This is a genomic window from Rhizobium jaguaris (assembly GCF_003627755.1).
Lineage (GTDB): Bacteria > Pseudomonadota > Alphaproteobacteria > Rhizobiales > Rhizobiaceae > Rhizobium > Rhizobium jaguaris.
In genome coordinates this window covers 321637-339909 of record NZ_CP032695.1, presented here as the reverse complement: position 1 = coordinate 339909, position 18273 = coordinate 321637, and the positions used below count along the sequence as shown (strand labels likewise).

Genomic DNA, 18273 nt, shown 5'->3' with positions numbered 1-18273 from the left:
TCCTCACACGGCGCGGTCCGCGGCGCGCTTCAACGCCCGCATGACCATGATGCCGCCCACATGCTTGCGGTATTCGACAGGTCCTCGCCCATCCGTTGCCGGCTGCATGATCTGCCGCGCGAGCTCGCCGGCCTTCTGCAGGGTTGCCTCGTCGAGGCTCGTCCCGATCACGGCGGCGGCGGCGTCTTCGGCAAGCAACGCCGTTTCCGACAGATTGGTCAGGCCGATGCGACAGGTTTCGACCTTGCCGCCCGAGAGGGTGAGCATCACGGCCGCAGCCGCGGTCGCATAGTCCCCGACCTTGCGCTTCAGCTTCTCGTAGGCATAGCCGTGACCTTGTACCGGTTGCGGAATGACGATCTCGGTCAGCAACTCTCCGGGCTCCAGAGCGGTGAAATAGGCGCCCTGATAGAAGTCGGTCGCGGGGACATCGCGCACGCCGCCAGGCCCTTCGAGGCGGTAGTGCGCATTGAGGGTCAGCATCAGCGCCGGCATGTCGTTGCCGGGATCGCCGTTTGCGACATTGCCGCCGATCGTGCCGCGATAGCGCACCTGCGGATCGGCGATCAGCAGCGCCGTCTCCCTAAGGATAGGCAGAAGGGTTGTGATTTCCGGCGAGACCACAAGGTCGTGCTGCGTTGTCATCGCACCGATGATGATGTCGCCGCCCTTGTGCTTGATACCTCTGAGGCTCGCAATACCGTGAAGGTCGATGAGATGCTCGGGCGAAGCAAGCCTCAGCTTCATCATCGGGATGAGGCTATGCCCTCCCGCAAGCGGCCTGGCTTCATCGCCAAGCGTGGAAAGAAGTCTGATCGCATCGGCGACTGTTTCCGGCCGATGGAAATCGAATGCGCCCGGTATCATGATCTTCCTCCCGTTCGATCGGAACACGACGCTTTAGGGGAGGATTTGCCCGGTCATCGGCGCTGGGCAAGCTGACCGGCGGAGATCAATCACCAAGGGCGGATTTTCGCACGAAAGGCGGTTTTCGGCGCACGATTTGCGTCAACCTGGCTGACTTATCTGGCTGCTCTCGCAGTCTCGCCCTTCGCAAGTCCGAGGCGGGCTTTCAGCTCTGCGATCTTCGCGCGACTCACCGGCACCAAATGAGGAGCGGGGCCATCCAACTCCACAACGGCGCCGTCGCCTTCCCTGCGCATGAAGGTTATATGCGGGACCGCCACGATATGGCTGCGGTGAACGCGCATGAAGATGTCAGGAGCAAGCTGCGATTCCGCCTCCGAAATCGGCCAGGAGCACATGCGCTCGCGCTGGCCATCGTGGACGAGCGTATAGTGAGCATCGGCACGAATACTGCGGATCTCCGCCACATCGATGAACTGCATTCCGTTTGCCGCTTCGAGCGGCACGCGTGTCGCCACCGATCGTGGTACTGGCTGACCAAGACCCGCGAGCGGAGCAGCCTTCGTCCGCGCCCGGACGGCGACCGCCGCACCCTGCCGTTCTGACCCGGTCCCGCTGTCGTGAAGATCGGCGGTTGGGTCCAAGACGGCCACATTCGGACGCTGGCGTGCTTCCGGGACGAGAAACAGCAAAAAGCCGACCGCGATCAAGAAACACAGCAAAGCGACGATCAACGCCAGCACCTGTGGCGAGGCGGCAAGCCCATCCATCGCCATGATCTGATCCATGCCTTCCACGGCCCGAAAATGCATGCCGTACATGGCCGTATAATGCATACCAGAAACCGCGATACCAAAGGCAACCGCACTGAAAGCAAGCCGAAAGCCGCCATGGCGTGCTAGATAGATCCGAAGCCCGCCATAGGCAGTAACGACAGCGATGACGACGGAGAGCAGAACCATGCCAGGATCATGCTCGATACTAAAATGACCGGCGAGGCCGTGAATGCCGACATAGTGCATCGAGGCAACGCCGAGCCCAAGCAGCAGTGCCGAAGCCAGGATGCGCAAGCTGGATCGTTCGCCGATGCTGACAAAGAACAGTGAAATACCTACCACCAGTGCACAAATCAGAAACGACACGACGGTCGGAAACATGAGGTAGACGGCGTCAGGCGGAATCGGCGCCGCAAGCACACCGATAAAATGCATGGTCCAGATGCTGATGGCGAGAAATGCCGCCGCACCGGCAAGCAGCAGCCGGGGGCTGGCCTCCGGCGAACTGCGGATGCGGGCGGCCAGACCGAAGCCGGTGTAGCCACCCATGATCGCAACCGCCACTGAGAGCGTCACGAGAAATGGATCGTGCCCAGCGAACATGAACGTCTATGGTCGCGTCCTTTCCTCCACGGGCGCGGCCTCTCCTCAAATGAAGGTTATATCCGCGATCGCTGTATTGACAAGCAAGGATCACAATAAGGTCCGAGCCGACAAATTTGCAGACCATTGCCGGCAGCAATGCCGTCAACGAGAATACAGAGAGTGCATCGGTCTACGATGCCGTAACCGTTGTCACCCCACCTGTTAAATCCCGCCAGACTTGTTACTCCCACTCCTATCTGGCCTGATCCTAGTCTTCTGGCGATCATCAGAGAACCTTCTGATGGCGTAGTCAGCCTTATAGGAGCACGTCTTGAATATCGAAAACAAAACGGTCCTGATCACCGGAGCCAACCGCGGCATCGGCCGAGCCCTCGTCGATGAGATGTTGAGGCGCGGCGCAAAACGCATCTATGCCGGAACACGTAGCGATCAGCATCATGATGACGAACGCGTCATCTTCATCAGACTGGATGTCACAAACGAAGGCGACATTCGGCAGGCGGCCGAGAAAATTGAAGGCCTCGACATCCTGATCAACAATGCGGGGATCTTCGCGCCAGATGATTTTAGCGATTTCGAGATCATCAACCGCCATCTGGCTGTCAACTGCTTCGGCATGCTGAGGGTAACTCAGGCATTTTTGCCTAAACTGGTGCGGTCGAAAGGCGTCATCGTCAACAATCTCTCTTTGTCGGCGCTCGTTTCGGTCGCCTCGACGCCGGCTTACTCGATTTCGAAAGCTGCGGCACACAATGCCGCACAGGCTCTCAGAGCCCTTCTGGCAGCTCGCGGCGTCAAAGTGCACACCTGCTTCACGGGGCCGGTCGACACCGACATGACACGCGGTTTCGACGTTCCGAAATCGGAGGTTGGCCTGGTGGCAGCGGGAATCCTCGACGGCTTGGAAAGAGGCGAGGAGGACATCTTTCCCGATCCTTTCTCCGAACAGATTGCCGATGGTTGGCGGGCCGGTGTTGTAAAGGCGCTCGAGCAGCAATTCGCCGCTTTCGTGCCACCAACCGCTATGGACGAAGGCGGGTGTTGCCACCATTGACGTCTGGCATTGCAGGCGAATGGCTAGGCAACGCCGTTCGCCGTCAGGCGACCGTCCAATTGGCGAGCTAAAGGATCGTCCCTGGCCGCCCGTCACCGATGCGAAAGCATCCTCGGGTATGATCGCATATCATTTCGAGCATTGAGCTTCCGGGCCCGTCGGCGCACCAATAGGTCTATCGACCGCATTGGGAGGAAGACATGCGAAACGTTACAGTCGACAACATCTCAGACGTGGTTATCTCCGCACTTGCGGAGGAAATCTCGCCGCGCCGCCGTGAAATCCTGACGAGCCTCATCCATCATGCCCATAACTTCTGCAAGGAAGTGAAGATCACGCATGCAGAGTGGCTGGAAGCCTGCGAGTTCCTACGCCGGGCCGGCGACATCTCCGACGACAATCGCAACGAATTCATTCTTATCAGCGATATCCTCGGGATCGAGGTCCTGGTCGACATGATCGATCATCCGGTCACCGATGGCGAAAGCCGTTCAACCGTGCTCGGGCCCTTTTATCGGGAAAATCCGCCCGTCCTGCCAAATGGCGCTTCGATCATCCAGAAGGATTTTCCGGATCAGGAGACAGTCCTCGTCCAAGGACGCATTCACGGGACTGACGGTGCCCCGCTTGCCGGAGCCGTCATCGACGTCTGGGAGGACGCACCCAACGGCCTCTACGAGCAACAAGATCCCGACCAGCCGGATTATAATCTGCGCGGTCGCTTTCACACGGACGTCAACGGCCATTATTCGTTCGTCGGCATCCGTCCGGTGCCCTATCCAATCCCCTATGACGGGGCTGCGGGTGAACTGCTGAATTACATGGGGCATCACCCATGGCGGCCCGGCCATATTCACTTCATGATCAGCAAGGAAGGCTATCGCCCTCTCATCTCACAGATATTCGATTCCGAGACCAAGTATCTCGACAATGATTCCGTCTTCGCCGTGAAGACGGATCTGATTGGCGAACTGAAAAAGGCCCCTGCCGGCTCGAAAACAGATTTCGTCATGGAGTTCGACTTTGTCCTGAAACCTGCAGCCTTAGTGATGGCCGCGGAATAAGAACTCTGCCGCGCCATGGGTGCGGCTTCCTCCCCCGATGTTGGAGTGAAATTGGGTATGTCCCTTGCAGAACCAATCGCCCTGCTTGATGAGACCGCGTCCTGGCGCGATCTCGCCATCCGCAGTGTGACCTCATCGATCATCGATGCCCCCACGCTGCGCAGGCATAAGCTCTCAAACACCGAGATCTCGTGCCAGAATTTCGTTCTGGTGCGTGTAATGCTCGAAAACGGTGTCGAGGGCTATGGCGAGGCGTCAACCTTGGGGGGCCCGCGCTGGGCCGAAGAGAGCGTCGAGTCGATCAAGTCGGTGATCGACGCCTATCTCGCCCCCGCCCTGGTCGGCCGTCCGGCATCCTGTTTCGAAGACAATGCGATCCGCCTAAGCAAGGCTGCAAGCAGAAACAATGCCGCCAAAGCGGCGATCGAGGCGGCAACCTTCGACGCGGTCGGCAAATCGCTCGGATTACCCGCCACGGCACTTCTCGGGGGCTCGGTGCGGACAAGCTTTTCAGTGATCTGGGCGCTGGCATCTGGAGACGCGGATCAGGAGATCGTGGAAGCCAAGGCTAAACTCGAGCGTGCGGAACACCGCCGCTTCAAGATCAAGATGGGCTTTGCCGACCCTAGAATGGACATAGAGCGTCTTCGGAAGATCCGAAGCGCGCTCGGGGCCGATGTCGAGATCATCGTTGACGTCAACCAAGCCTGGAGCGAGGCGACCGCCATACGTTGGTTGCCGGCATTGGAGGAGCTCGATGTCAGCCTCATCGAGCAGCCGCTTCCGGCCGCACAGATGGAGCAGTTGGCGCGCATCGCCGCCCGTACCCCGATCCCCGTCATGGTCGATGAAGCGGTGTTTACAACAGCCGATATCGCGCGAGCGGGATCTTTCGGAGCTGGAAGCGTGATTTCGCTGAAGCTCGTCAAGAGCGGCGGCCTGCTGGAACTCAAGCGCGCCGCTGCGGTCGCGAGCGCTTTTGGCATGGAGCTTTATGGCGGCTGCTTGCTCGAAAGCGGCATTGGCGCTGCCGCGCACCTCGCGGTCTTCTCGACATTGCCGAAAATGGAGTGGGGCACGGAGCATTTCGGTCCGAAAATCCTTGTCAATGACCTGGTGCTGTCAGGTCCGACATATCGCAATTTCGAAGTTCACCTGCCGGAAGGTCCCGGTCTGGGTCTCATTCTCGATGAGGACCGGATCAAACATTTGACGCGAACTGGAGCCTGAACCGTGGAAAGTGCGGCGCATTACCTTGCCAAAATGGAACACATCGCAAAGCGGCTCGAAAGCAAGCCGCACCTTCTGCGCATGGGCTGCCTATTAAGCGAAACGGTACTCATCGAAATCGGCGAGGAGTGCTTTTACCTGACCTTCCATCGGGGCCATATCGAAAAGATCGCGCAGGGCCGCAATCGCAAGATACCATGGCGCTTCGCGATCCGCATGGACGCCGATGCGCTCGAGCGCTTCTGGCAGAAACTGCCGGCGCCGGGTTTCCATGACATTTTCGGCCTGGTCAAGCTTGGGCGCGCGCGTATTGACGGGGATATTCTGAACCTTGTGAAAAACCTGCGTTTCTTCAAGGAAATCCTGGCTATTCCGCGGGAGGAGCAGACAGCATGACCGCTACCATAGATCCCATCGTCGGGCGCTATCTCAACATTGAAATCGGCGGCCGGGCTCATCGCATCTATTTCGAGGAGTGCGGGCGCGGGCAGCCCGTCGTCTGCCTGCACACAGCGGGCGCCGACACGCGTCAATGGCGACACATCCTCGCCGACCCGCAATTTGGCGAGAACTACCGCTTCATTGCCTTCGATATGCCCTGGCACGGCAAATCGCTGCCGCCCGAGGGTTTCGAGACCGAGGAATATCTCCTGACCACGGATCACTATATCGAAACCGTGCTTGGTGTGATCGAAGGGCTTGGACTTGAAGACCTGATCCTGGTCGGCTGCTCCATGGGCGGGCGCATTGCGCTGCAGCTTGCAGCACTCCATCCCTCGCACTTTAAAGGCTTCGTGGCGATCGAAGCCTCTGATTTTCAGCCGGCGTGGTACGATATCGACTGGTTCCACCGCCCTGACGCCCATGGCGGTGAAATGGGGGCAGCGCTCGTTTCCGCCAACATCGCACCACATGCTCCAAGCGCCGAACGCTGGAATACGCTCTGGATGTTCATGCAATCCGGCCCGGGCGTCTTCCGCGGTGATCTCAGCTTTTATACCAAGGACGATAGCCTTATCGCCAATATCGGCAGGATCGATACGCGCCAAACACCCGTTCACATACTGTGCGGCGAATACGACCTCACCTGCACGCCCGAGGATGCGACGCGAACGCACAAGGCGATCCCCGGCTCCACTCTTGAGATTATGAGTGAACTCGGCCATTTTCCGATGAGCGAAAATCCGGCCCGCTTTCGCCCCTATTTTGAGCGGGCGCTGGACATCGTCATGAGAGGAAAATCCGCCGTTGGAACTGAAGCGGCTTAGATATTTCATTGCAGTCGCCGAAGAACTTCATTTCGGCAGGGCGGCGGCTCGCCTCGATATGGCCCAGCCGCCGCTCAGCCGCCAAATCAGCCAGCTTGAAAAGGAAATCGGCGCCCTCCTCTTCGACCGCAGCCGCAGCCAGATTCGGTTGACACAAGCCGGCCAGCTGTTGTTGGAGCGCACTCGCGAGGTCTTCGCGAACCTGGATAGCATTTTCTCGGAGGTCCGCCGCATCGGCAGCGGCAGCGAGGGGCGCCTTCGTATCGCCTTTGTGGGATCGTCTACGCACGGAATACTGCCGAACCTGATCAAATCGTACCGCTCTCACTATGCTGACGTTGATCTGGTGTTGTCGGCCATGAACAACGCCGAACTCAAGCGTGCGCTGATTCAGCGCGAAATCGATATCGCCATCGCTCGACCGTCCATCAAGGATGATGAGGTCAAGTCGGAGTTTCTCCACCAGGAACCTCTGATATTGGCTCTGCCGGACAATTCGCCATTCAACGCTCAAGCGGTGCCGAAGCTTGCCGATCTCAGCAACGAGACGTTCATACTCTATCCACACAACCCACGGCCGAGCTTCGCCGACTATGTACTGAAGATCTGCGATGAAGCTGGTCTTGACGCCGTAAGAACGGTCATGGCCATGGATTATCAGACAGCGATAGGTCTAGTTTCCGTCGGCGTCGGCGTATCGCTGGTGCCGGAATCGGTATCGACGACGCAGCGCGCCGGCGTCAGCTATCGGAAATATTCCGGTCCCAATCCAGGCACCACGCTCTCGGTGAATTACCGGCTGGACAATCGCTCGCCGCAGCTTCGCAATTTCCTGGACATCGCGCGCCGCTATGCGCGCGCGAGCGCGATCAAGCGCAGGGAGCCATGAGGATCGTCTGACCCAAAGCGGTCAGCACTCGCGTGATAAGAAAGTAACGTCGAACTTGACGACTTGATGCCCGAGCACATGTTTCCGGTAAGTGATCCCTTCGCACTCTTTCCATTTACCTGAACCGCATCGATCAAGAGCGCCACCGGCCGCCGGAACGGCGGGCCCTACCAGAAAGCCAAGCCATGTCATCTTCGATCTTCGTTCCCGAGCCGCTGAAATCGCTCCGTGTCACGCCGCTCTTCGCCGTCGAAATGAACATCGCAGCCGCCCAAAAAGTGGGAGCTGAAGCTGGCCCCAGCGTGGTCGGTATTGTGGGCGGCGGGCGTTTTGAGGGAAAACAGCTGAAGGGCCGGGTCCTCGAAGGAGGCAGCGACTGGCAGCAGGTCCTCGCCGACGGAACCGTGCGGCTGGATTGCCGCGTCGTGTTGGAAACGGATGACGGAGCTCTCATTGGCATGACGTACCAGGGAGTCCGGGCTGGACCGGCAGAAGTGCTCGCACGTCTTGCGCAAGGCGCGCCGGTGGAGGCGGACGAATATTATTTTCGCATCAATCCGATCTTCCAGACGGGCTCAGACGAATACGGTTGGTTGAACCGCATTGTGGCTGTTGGCACTGGCTATCGACCGCCGAGCGGGCCGATCTACAATATCTTCCAAGTCCTTTGACTGGCGAGCACAAGGAAACAAAGTCGACCGAACACAGCCATGGTACCTCGCGAACAAGCGCCCCAAGTTGGCGGCAGACGACCGTCCTGAAACTGACGACCACATCGAGCGGGGGTGACAAACCCATACAACTTTCCATTGCTCTCGAAGGATTTGCCCGAGGGCTCGAACGAATAAACACACTTTCTGCAAAGTAACGTCCAAGCTCGATGTCTTCGCTGGCGGACCTCAATGAAAGCGGGACGCGATCGCCTCGGTCGGCGTAGCCACGCGAACCGAGGCCAGGCCACTCCTGCGTCGCTATCGCCGGATACGCTTCCGCTCTAGGCTTCGGGGATGCGGGCCGCATGCCGGAGCACCAGCTGCCACCGACCATCCTTACGCACCCAGCCGAGCACGACTTGCACATGCAGGGTCGTGTTCATATCGACCTCGCCGCTCATCAGGGCGAAATCGTCGAAGAGCCGGATGATGCCGCCGGGGCGCGGCACGATACTTTCATAGCGATAGCGATTGGCTGCCACGCTGGCGAGATAGGTTGGACAACCCTCCACCAGCGCCGTCGAATGGACGAAGATAAGGTCGTCATGGAGCATGGTCTCCAGGGCCGCGGTATCCTTGCGGACCATCGCGGCGTAGAGCGCTCGTTCGGCCTCGCGGAGTTCCGATTCAACTGTCATGGGATAGGGAAACCTCATTTCACGTGGATGTCTTGTTTGGCGGCGATCTGCTTCCACTGATCGACCTCGTGCTGCATCAGATCCGTCGTCTCTTTGGGCGATGTCACCCAGGGCACGAAGCCGGCGCTGTTGCTGACTTGGGCATATTCCGGCGAATTGACCACGGCCTTCGTGTCGTCGGCAATCTTCTGGATGACCTCCGGCGACGTTCCGGCGCGAACGGCAATGCCGGTAAAGGCGCGAACCACGAGGCCGGGGACGATCTCGGAGGCCGCCGCAACATTGGGATATTGCTTGGCCCGGGCGGCGCCGAGGACGGAGATCAGCTTGAGCTGGCCGTTGTCGACATATTGTGTCAACCCGGTCAGCGGCGTGATGAACAGCGGCACGCGGCCGGACAGAACGTCGGGAAGTGCCGTGGCGCTGCCGGTATAGGCGACATGCTGCAGCTTGATGCCGGTCAGCGATTGCAGAAGAGCGCCGCCCATGTGGCCGGCGCTGGCAACGCCCGGCGAGGCGAATAGGATCGGCTGATCGGGATGCTTCTTCGCCTCAGCGATCAGTTCCTCAAGCGAGCTTGCCGGAAATTTCGGATTGGCGAAGATCGCCATCGGCGCGTCCATGAACATCGCCGCATAGGAGAAGTCCTTCATCGTATCGAAGGGCATGGATGAGCGGACGCCGGGATTGATCGAATGCGTCGTCGGAAAGACATCGAGCGTATAGCCGTCGGCTGGCTGGCCCAGCACATATTGCGCGGCGATGATGGTCGAGCCGCCCGTGCGGTTCTCCACCACGACCGGCTGTTTCCAGCGTGCCGACAGGCCTTGCGCGAGTGCGCGGGCGGCGATGTCGGACGATCCGCCGGCGGCGAGCGGCACGATGAGCTTCACCGGCCCTGTCGGCCAGCCGGCCGCCTGCGCTTCGGCGGCAACGGCCGCGAAAGCCAGCGCCGCCGCGCAGATTGCGCTCCATAGACTAGGTTTTTTCATGCTCCTCCTCCTTCTTCATCTATGCTCCTGCCGACCGTCGGCAACCCCGTTCAGACAGGAAAATCGGCATCCACCGCCACCTGATGCCACGCTTCCAGCTCGCGCAGCTGTGCCTTCAGCTCGTCCCGCAGCCGCCGGCTGGCATCGGCGCCGAGCACCAGGCGGAAGGGCGGCGCCTCCGCCAGCACTGCCTGGATGATGGCCTCGGCGGCACGGACGGGATCGCCAGGCTGATTGCCATCGATTCTGCTGTTTTCCCGGCGACGCAGGCCGGAGGTGGTCGCATAGTCGGCTATGGGCTCCTTGGACTGGCGCAGCGAGCGACCGGCGAAATCGGTGCGGAAGCCACCCGGCTCCACCAACATCACACCGATGCCGAGCGGCTGCAGCTCCTTGCGCAGCGCATCGGAAATGCCCTCGACGGCGAACTTGGTTCCGGCATAGAAGCCCGAGCCCGGCTGGGCGATACGGCCGGCAATTGATGAGAGATTGACGATGTGGCCGCGGCGGCGCGCGCGCATATGGGGCAGCACCGCCTGGGTGACGAAGGTCAAGCCAAAGACATTGGTCTCGAAGACGGTGCGGATCTCCTCCTCCTCGCCCTCCTCCACGGCGGAGCGATATCCATAGCCGGCATTGTTGACCAGGACGTCGATGCTGCCGAAGCGATCGATTGCCGCTGCGACCGCGCTGTCGATCGAACGCCTGTCCTTGACGTCCAGGGGCAACGCCAGGCATCGATCCGGGCTGATGGCGGCGATATCGGCAACGTCGGCCGGATTGCGCGCGGTGACGACGGCCTGCCAGCCGCGCGAGAGAATTTTGAGAGCGATCTCGCGGCCGAAGCCGGTGGAGCAACCCGTGATGAACCAAGTCGGCATGTCACACCTTTCGTTTTGATGCGGGGCCTTGAGGCTCCGGCAAGAGGACGTTTGGCCAAACCGCTATTCGGCCTCGACGAGGGAACTGTTAGGGGTGGCAGCGGTATCGCCCGCGCGCAAGCGCCGCAGCCAGAAGACGATCTGCAGAACCACCAGCAGGACGCAGAGACCGAGAATGACGGCGCTGATCGGGCTCAGGAATATCTTCGGATCGCCGTAGGAGACCAGCATCGCCCGCCGGAAATTCTCCTCGAAGCGCGGCCCCAACACGAAACCCAGCAGGATCGGCGCCGGATGGAAGCCGAGAAACAGGAGCAGGTAACCGGCAAGCCCGATGACCAGGGTCTCTCCGACCTGGAAGAGATCGTTATTGGCGCTGTAGACGCCGATGCAGATGAAGAAGAGCGCACAGGGATAGAGCAGCCGGTAGGGAATGGAGAGCAGCTTCACCCAGACGCCGATCAGCGGCACGTTCAGGATCACCAGCAGAATATTGCCGATCCAGAAGCTGGCGATCAGGCCCCAGAAAATATCGGGATGTTCGCTGACGAGCTGCGGCCCCGGGGTGATGCCGGCCATGATGAGTGCACCAAGCAACAAGGCCATGACGCCGTCGCCGGGAATCCCGAGGCTCATGGTCGGGATGAAATCGCCTTGGACGGAGGAGTGCGTTGAAGCCTCCGGGCAGGCAACGCCCTCGATGGCGCCATGGCCGAAGCGCTCCGGCGTGCGCGAGACCTTTTTCTCCAGCGCGTAGGAGACGAAGGAGGCGATGGTCGGACCGGTTCCCGGGATCAGCGAGCAGAGGCTGCCAATCAGTGTACCGCGGACCATCGGGAAAAATGCCTTCCTGAAATCGGCGCGCGACGGCTTCATATCGCGCATCCGGACGTTCGTGTAGCGGGTGTTGACTGGCGCCATGCGGTTGACGCTCTTGATGAACTCAGCGATGCCGAACAGACCAAGCGCGAGGGCGACGAGTTCGATGCCGTTATCGAGCGGCAGCAAGCCGAAATCGAAGCGGGCAATGCCGCTGTTGACGTCGGTGCCGACCATGCCGAGCAGCAGGCCTAACGTGGTCATGGCGATGCCCTTCAGCGCCGAGCCCTTGGCGAGCGTCGAGCCGGCAATCAGTCCGAGCAGCATGAGCGAACAGATCTCCGCCGGACCGAAATTCAGCGCGGCCCGCACCAGCATCGGCGCCAGGAATATCATTTCGGTAATGCCGAAGGAGGCGCCGACGAAGGAGGCGATGATGGTGACGCCGAGCGCAACTCCGCCCTTGCCCTGCTGGGTCATCGGAAAACCGTCGAGACAGGTGACGGCGTGAGGTGGATGGCAGGGCAGGTTCAAGAGGATCGAGCAGATCGCGCCACCATATTGGGCACCATAATAGATGCCGGCCAACATCAGGATCGTCGCCACCGGACTCATGCCGAAGGTGAGCGGCAGCAGGATCGAGATCGCAGCCATGACGCCCATTCCCGGCAGGACGCCGACGATGTTGCCGAGCAGGATGCCGAGGAAGCACATCAGCAGATTGTAGGGCTGCAATGCGACCACGAATCCCTGGCCGAGATCTGTCAGCGCCGTCATCATCACCGGAAACTCCGAAGCAGAGGAAGCCGGATCTGCAGGCCATAGTAAAAAACGGCAACGCCGAAGACGGTGACCCAGGCCGAGAGCAGCAGCGCATCCCGCAGCCGGTTGTTCCTGTCGCCCAGGGCCGAGATGAAGACGACTGCGAAGGTGGCGACGATCAGCCCGCCCTTCTCGGCCAGCATGACGAAGGCGACGATCGCGAGAACGATGGCAGCCAAGCCGCGCCAGTCCGGCCAATGGATGGTCTCAAGGGGGCCGCCAGAATGGTGTAGCTCTTCACCGAGCTGCGGAACCGCTCCATCCTTTTGCTTTGCCGCAATTCCGGGGGGTATTTTCCCCGTATTCGCTCCAGCGACGATAAAACCGAGGCCGTTAACGAGGATGAGCAATCCAAGGAGGACCAGAATACCGCCGAGGGCCACGGGCATGAAACCCGGTCCCATCTGGCTAAGGGTGCCGACATCGTAGGCCCAGCCGAAATAGGAAAAGGCGGATCCGACGACCATCATCAGAAGACCGCCGGCGACGTCACGACTGAACATGCCTGCCTCCTCCGGCTATTGCAAATCCGACTCCCGATGGCAGGCAAGGCTACTGAAATCCGAAAGGCGGTCTAATACCGATTTGGAACGGCAGCGATAGCTTCACGGTATCGTCATCGAGATTTCCGATGCGGGCCGACCCGGGCTCCAGCAGCCGGCGAGGCGACGTTCTGAAGCGATAGCAGCCAAGCCGCTGAGTTTACGGAGGAATTATGCCGTTGCGGGCGCGATCCATTTATAAAAACTACTGATCGGAACAGAAATCGGTATTGGACGCTATCGAACTTAACTGGTCTTCCTTTGTGTCACTGGCGCTGTCATGCGCTTGGCATTCATGGGAGATTCTTATGGCCGCGAACGAGCGACACAAGGGTAATGCGGGTTTTCTGTCCGACGACCGCATCGGCACCACGCCGAAGAAGATCGACACGTCGATCATCGAGCGGTTCCGCAAGCTGAACGACATTACCGGCACGATTTCCGACTATCTCGACGAGAAGGGCGTCCGCGGCGTGGTCGGCGCCTCCCTGCTCAAACCAACGATCGGCGACCGGACCATCGTCGGCCGTGCCGTGACGGTGCGCAACACGCCGCAACCCTTGGACGCGTACCGCTCCGTCAGCGAAAATGACAATCTGATGAGCGAAGTCGAGGCCATGCATCAAGCTGAACCCGGCGACGTGCTGGTGATCCAGGGCCTCTCGGATGTCTCCAACATGGGCGGCATCATGGCGACCGTCGCATCGCGGCAGGGAATTGTCGGCGCTGTTGTCGACGGCGGCGTTCGCGACGTCGGGCATTCCCGCAAGCTCAATTTCCCGATTTGGTCGAAAGACCTTACACCGATCACCGGCAAATGGCGCTGCGCCACGCAGGAGATCAACGGCGTCGTCAATATTATGGGTGTATCGGTTACACCGGGCGATCTCATCGTCGCCGATGAAACCGGCGTCTGCTTCGTGCCGCAGGATCTGATCCTCCCGGTTCTGGAGCTGTGCGAAGCCGCCGACGCCAAGGAGGCGAACTGGGTGAAACACCTCGATGAGGGGATGAGCATCCCCGACCTGGTGCAGAAGCTCTACCAGAATTTCCCGCACCAGAAGAACCAGCGGCAGGGCTGAGCGCCCCGCTGTAATCCGGGCTCCGATCAAAAAAGGAGAGAGCGGGATGCCGTCGCAAAACCGCAAGCGTTTTTCGACATCCCGCTCCAGGACGGCCAAGCAAATGACTTCCCTCAGCCGGCACAATGACATAGCATCATTGCTTACGCTTGGTCCCCTGCGTACGGGTTCGCATCGAATGGCAAATGGGAAGCCGCCGCATCCGCGGGATGCGGCATCGGACGACGAAGCACTGCTGGACGCCTTGGCGCTTCTTCCCGCCGAAGCAGCGCGCGACCCGAAACGTGACCGGATTGCGGGCCAGCGGCTGAATCTGACCCGGCTGCGCTATTTCGTGGCGGTCGCCGAGGATCTGCATTTCGGCCGCGCCGCGCAACGTCTCGGCATCTCGCAGCCGCCGCTCAGCCTGCATATCAAGGCCCGGGAGGAGCAGATCGGTGTCGAGCTCTTCACCCGCGTCAACCGCAAAGTCTTCCTGACGGCGCCCGGCCGCATACTGCATCAGCAGGCCGCCCGGCTGCTCGACCACGTACAGCGGGTCGACCACATCATGCAGGGCGTGGGCGCCGGCGAATACGGTGAACTCTTCGTCGGCTGCGTTCCGTCGGCCATGTACGACATCCTGCCGAAGATCATGCGGCACTATCGCAGCCTCTATCCCAAGGTCCATCTGGTCCTGAAGGAAGGGCACACGATGGACATCACCGAGGAGGTGGTGGAAGGCAGGCTCGACATCGGCCTCGTCTGGCGCAACGTCTCCGATCCGTCGCTCGGCATCCAGCCCATTGTACGGCAGCAATTCTCGGCGCTGGTTCCCGCCGACCACCGGCTTGCCGGCAAGGCGGAGCTATCGCTTCGCGAACTCGCCGAGGAACCGCTGATCCTGCCGCCGCGCCGCGTGTCGCCCTATCACTACGACCACATCATCTCCGCCTTCGGCAAGCAGGGGCTCAGCCCGCGTATCGAATATGAAGTACCGACGATCCTGTCGCAGATCGGCTTCGTCGCCTCCAGCTTCGGGGTGGCGATCTCGCCGAGCGTCGCCCGCCGCTTCGCCACGGACGGCGTGTGCGTCATTCCGATCGCCGAGGAAATGCCGCCGGTGATCCTTTCGATCGTCTGGAACAAGGAGCGCGATTCGCGTGCCGGCGAACAGTTTCGAGAGGCCGTGATCGGGCTCTTCAGTTCCGAAAGCTAAACAAGCGAAACACTGAAAGCTGCGGTTCGGCGGGGGGAGGCGTGCCGCGTCGATGCCGATGGCTTTCATCTTAGGGAGGTAGCGATGTTCATCACAGATAGCCAGATCCACCTTTTCCTGCCGGACACACCGGACCATCCTTGGCCCGCGGAAACGCGCGGCCTGGCACACGGCCAGCTGCAATATCTGCCGGAAGACATACTGCCGCAGATGGACGGCGCCGGCGTGCAGCGCGCCGTGCTGGTGCCGCCTAGCTGGTCGGGTGACGACAACGGACCCTGCCTTTCCTGGGCGGCACAATATCCGGGCCGTTTCGCGGTGATGGGGCGGTTCGACCTGCTCAATCCCGATCGCGGCCGGATCGAGACCTGGCTACAGCAGCCGCATATGCTCGGCGTGCGCTTCGCCGGTGCCCTCCATCGCGGCGAATGGCTCGACCTCGAACAGTTCGGCTGGTTCTGGGAAGCGATCGAACGCCTGCGCATCCCCGTCATGCTGCTGGCCGCCGGCGAGCGGATCGGACTCGTCAAGAAGATGCTGGAGAGATATCCCGACGCCATCGTCATCATGGACCATTTCGGCACGACGATCGGTGACCTCAACGAGATAGATCCCTGGGCCCATCAGGATCATGTTCTTGAGCTGGCTAAATTCCCGCATGTCTACGGCAAGCTGTCCGCCCTGCCCCTGAACACGCTGGAGGCCTATCCCTTCCCGTCGCAGACGAAATTCATCCGCAAAGCCTACGACGTCTTTGGCCCGAAGCGCCTCGCCTGGGGCACCGACGCCAGTCGCTTTCGCCGCTCGACCTACAGGCAAGCTGTCGACCACATGCTGCATACGATCGATTTCCTGACCGAGGGGGACAAGGAATGGATCATGAGCAAGACGATCGCTTCCGTCCTCAACTGGCCGGCCGCCGACGGCCGCTCAAGCTAAAGACCAATCAGACCGAATCCAGGGAGGATTATCATGGTCGCACAAGCTCTATCCATTGAAGACCGTCTGGCAATCAACGACTTGTTCATCCGCTACGCGACGTCGATGGACAATGGCGACGTCGAAGGCGTGGTCGGCTGTTATACGGAGGACGCGGTGCTGCTGGGATCCGCCACCGGTGACCATCGCGGTCACCAGGCCATCCGCGCTTTCGCCACTCGTTATGCCAATTTCCATGCCAGCGGCGCGCAACTGCGTCATTTCATCACCAATATCATCGTGACGCCCGAAGAGGGCGGCGCCAAAGTCACGGCCTATCTGCTGACGGGCTATACGCAAGACGGCCAGCACGAACGGCTGCGGCCGGGCCATTACATCTGCCACGTGGTGAAGACCGAAGGCGAATGGCTGTTCAAGAGCCGCTTCGTGGCGCAGGACAGCCCGATGGGGCTGAATGTGAAATAGGCGAATTTTCAATGACCTAGTGATAATGGAGGCCCCGAACCACGAGAGTGGTTCGGGGCCTCTTTGGCTGCGCTATCGCTTCTGCTCTCCATCAGGAAAGACCGCGATCAACAATAATGGCTTGAACGGCCAACCGAGACGATCAGCCCTCACGGTGAGGTGCGCAGCCAAGGAGCGGAGGCTCGAACCAGGAGGGCGGATGCCTATCTCCGCGCGAATCTCCTCACGCCGCGATGCGCAATATGGCTTGCACCTCGGCCAAGCCGATATCCTGCGATTCCTCCAGTGTCGTCTGCTTGGCGCGTTCGAGATGAGAGACGATCTCATCCGCCTCGATGACGATCGGCGCAACATCGGAGAGCCTTACGGGGCAACCCATGCGGCGGAAGAAGTCTTCGGTACGCCGGATCGCTTCTTCTCCCGCCCGTTTCGGGTCTGCCTCGGCGATATCCCAGACGAATTTGGCGTAGCGCTGCAGCATCCCCGCCTTGGCCTCGCTGCGGAAACGCAATAGCGACGGCATGACCATCGAGAGCGTGCGGGCATGATCGATGTCGTAAAGCGCGGTGATGGCGTGGCCGATCATATGAGTCGACCAATCCTGCGGGATACCGGCGCCGATCAACCCGTTCAGCGCCTGGTTGGCCGCCCACATCACCGTCTCGCGCGCCTCCGGATCATTGCGCTCGACGAGCCGCGGTCCCCATTCGACAAGAGTGCGCATCAGCACCTCGCTGAAGCCATGCTGCACCGGCGCGTTGATTGGCAGCGTCAGATATTGCTCGATCACATGGGTGAAAGCATCGACGACCCCGTTCTGGAGCTGCCTGATATCGAGGCTCGCCATGGTGTCGGGATCGAGGACAGCGAAGCGCGGGCGGGCGCGCTGTTCGGCAAAGGGGATCTTCAGCCGGCGGCCGTGATGGGAAATGACCGACACCGGATTGCTTTCCGAGCCGGTGGCCGGCAGTGTCAGCACGGCGCCGACCGGCAGGACCGTGTCGACCTGCCCCTGCCCCGCCAGTTGATCCCAAGGATCGTCGACCTGAAGGGGCGCCACCGTCGCCAGGAATTTCGCGGCATCGACCACAGAACCACCGCCGACGCCGAGAATGAGCTCGATACCCTTCTGTCGCGTCACCGCAGCCGCCTTCATGATCGTTTCATAGACCGGATTGACTTCGATGCCGCCGAATTCGGTTACCTCGCAGGCGCTCAAAGCCGCCTTGACCTTGTCATAGATGCCATTGCGCTTGATGCTCCCGCCGCCGTAGAGCAGCAGCACCCTCGTGCCCGGACGGACCAGATCCGCAAGCGCGGAAATCTGGCCCGAGCCGAAGACGATTTCGGTCGGATTGCAAAGACGGAACTTCATCATCGCTTACTCCTCTAAGATCGTATCAAGGGCGAGACGGAACGCCGCCCGTT

At 60.6% G+C, this 18273-nt stretch carries 19 protein-coding genes; 11 read left to right on the top strand and 8 right to left on the bottom strand.

Features of this window, described 5'->3' with window-relative positions; genetic code table 11:
* Nucleotides 1–3: 3 nt before the first annotated feature.
* Together CCGE525_RS23695 and CCGE525_RS23690 are read right to left on the bottom strand one after the other, a co-directional pair.
* On the bottom strand, nucleotides 4–867 hold the full coding sequence (locus CCGE525_RS23695; protein ID WP_120706808.1) for an FAD binding domain-containing protein: 864 nt from the start codon (nucleotides 865–867) through the stop codon (nucleotides 4–6).
* Between the two features lie 155 nt (nucleotides 868–1022).
* Complete coding sequence (locus CCGE525_RS23690) at nucleotides 1023–2246, bottom strand: MHYT domain-containing protein (RefSeq protein WP_120706807.1); 1224 nt, start codon at nucleotides 2244–2246, stop codon at nucleotides 1023–1025.
* 313 nt (nucleotides 2247–2559) lie between these two features.
* On the opposite strand from CCGE525_RS23690, the gene CCGE525_RS23685 reads away from it, so the two are divergent.
* The 7 genes from CCGE525_RS23685 to CCGE525_RS23655 all read left to right on the top strand — a co-directional run bounded on the left by CCGE525_RS23685 (nucleotide 2560) and on the right by CCGE525_RS23655 (nucleotide 8425).
* Nucleotides 2560–3303, top strand: a complete 744-nt coding sequence (locus CCGE525_RS23685) for an SDR family NAD(P)-dependent oxidoreductase (protein WP_120706806.1) — start codon at nucleotides 2560–2562, stop codon at nucleotides 3301–3303.
* A 200-nt stretch (nucleotides 3304–3503) separates the two neighbouring features.
* Nucleotides 3504–4367, top strand: coding sequence for an intradiol ring-cleavage dioxygenase (locus CCGE525_RS23680; RefSeq protein ID WP_120706805.1), 864 nt, complete (start codon nucleotides 3504–3506; stop codon nucleotides 4365–4367).
* A 57-nt stretch (nucleotides 4368–4424) separates the two neighbouring features.
* Nucleotides 4425–5597, top strand: coding sequence for a muconate/chloromuconate family cycloisomerase (locus tag CCGE525_RS23675; protein ID WP_120706804.1), 1173 nt, complete (start codon nucleotides 4425–4427; stop codon nucleotides 5595–5597).
* A 33-nt stretch (nucleotides 5598–5630) separates the two neighbouring features.
* Nucleotides 5631–5993, top strand: a complete 363-nt coding sequence (locus tag CCGE525_RS23670) for a hypothetical protein (RefSeq protein WP_120706803.1) — start codon at nucleotides 5631–5633, stop codon at nucleotides 5991–5993.
* On the top strand, nucleotides 5990–6865 hold the full coding sequence (locus CCGE525_RS23665) for an alpha/beta fold hydrolase (protein WP_120706802.1): 876 nt from the start codon (nucleotides 5990–5992) through the stop codon (nucleotides 6863–6865). The genes CCGE525_RS23670 and CCGE525_RS23665 overlap by 4 nt, the downstream gene beginning before the upstream one ends.
* On the top strand, nucleotides 6846–7754 hold the full coding sequence (locus CCGE525_RS23660; protein ID WP_120706801.1) for a LysR substrate-binding domain-containing protein: 909 nt from the start codon (nucleotides 6846–6848) through the stop codon (nucleotides 7752–7754). The genes CCGE525_RS23665 and CCGE525_RS23660 overlap by 20 nt, the downstream gene beginning before the upstream one ends.
* A 185-nt stretch (nucleotides 7755–7939) precedes the next feature.
* Entirely contained in the window at nucleotides 7940–8425 is a 486-nt protein-coding gene (locus tag CCGE525_RS23655) for a DUF3237 domain-containing protein (protein ID WP_120706800.1), read from the top strand.
* Nucleotides 8426–8748: 323 nt separating this feature from the next.
* Here CCGE525_RS23655 and CCGE525_RS23650 read toward each other — a convergent pair whose 3' ends face one another.
* The 5 genes from CCGE525_RS23650 to CCGE525_RS23630 form a co-directional block, all read right to left on the bottom strand.
* Nucleotides 8749–9105: a nuclear transport factor 2 family protein gene (locus tag CCGE525_RS23650; RefSeq protein ID WP_162950283.1), complete on the bottom strand. Its 357-nt coding sequence runs from the start codon at nucleotides 9103–9105 to the stop codon at nucleotides 8749–8751.
* 14 nt (nucleotides 9106–9119) lie between these two features.
* Nucleotides 9120–10097 (bottom strand): Bug family tripartite tricarboxylate transporter substrate binding protein, encoded by a 978-nt coding sequence (locus CCGE525_RS23645; RefSeq protein ID WP_120706798.1) that lies wholly within the window; start codon nucleotides 10095–10097, stop codon nucleotides 9120–9122.
* A 50-nt stretch (nucleotides 10098–10147) separates the two neighbouring features.
* The gene (locus CCGE525_RS23640; RefSeq protein ID WP_120706797.1) at nucleotides 10148–10978 is read right to left on the bottom strand and encodes an oxidoreductase; all 831 of its coding nucleotides are present in this window, start codon (nucleotides 10976–10978) and stop codon (nucleotides 10148–10150) included.
* A gap of 63 nt (nucleotides 10979–11041) precedes the next feature.
* The gene (locus CCGE525_RS23635; protein ID WP_120706796.1) at nucleotides 11042–12580 is read right to left on the bottom strand and encodes a tripartite tricarboxylate transporter permease; all 1539 of its coding nucleotides are present in this window, start codon (nucleotides 12578–12580) and stop codon (nucleotides 11042–11044) included.
* Entirely contained in the window at nucleotides 12577–13122 is a 546-nt protein-coding gene (locus CCGE525_RS23630) for a tripartite tricarboxylate transporter TctB family protein (protein WP_120706795.1), read from the bottom strand. The genes CCGE525_RS23635 and CCGE525_RS23630 overlap by 4 nt, the downstream gene beginning before the upstream one ends.
* Nucleotides 13123–13469: 347 nt before the next feature.
* Here CCGE525_RS23630 and CCGE525_RS23625 point away from each other — a divergent pair, with 347 nt between their 5' ends.
* The 4 genes from CCGE525_RS23625 (at nucleotide 13470) to CCGE525_RS23610 (ending at nucleotide 16845) form a co-directional block, all read left to right on the top strand.
* The gene (locus tag CCGE525_RS23625; protein ID WP_120706794.1) at nucleotides 13470–14243 is read left to right on the top strand and encodes an RraA family protein; all 774 of its coding nucleotides are present in this window, start codon (nucleotides 13470–13472) and stop codon (nucleotides 14241–14243) included.
* Between the two features lie 178 nt (nucleotides 14244–14421).
* Entirely contained in the window at nucleotides 14422–15441 is a 1020-nt protein-coding gene (locus CCGE525_RS23620) for a LysR family transcriptional regulator (protein WP_162950282.1), read from the top strand.
* Between the two features lie 84 nt (nucleotides 15442–15525).
* Entirely contained in the window at nucleotides 15526–16380 is an 855-nt protein-coding gene (locus tag CCGE525_RS23615; RefSeq protein WP_120706792.1) for an amidohydrolase family protein, read from the top strand.
* A 33-nt stretch (nucleotides 16381–16413) separates the two neighbouring features.
* Nucleotides 16414–16845, top strand: coding sequence for a nuclear transport factor 2 family protein (locus CCGE525_RS23610; protein WP_120706791.1), 432 nt, complete (start codon nucleotides 16414–16416; stop codon nucleotides 16843–16845).
* Between the two features lie 223 nt (nucleotides 16846–17068).
* Here the strand turns inward: CCGE525_RS23610 and CCGE525_RS23605 are convergent, their stop codons facing one another.
* A complete protein-coding gene (locus CCGE525_RS23605; protein ID WP_120706790.1) occupies nucleotides 17069–18223 on the bottom strand; it encodes an iron-containing alcohol dehydrogenase in 1155 nt (384 codons plus the stop codon).
* Between the last annotated feature and the right edge of the window lie 50 nt (nucleotides 18224–18273).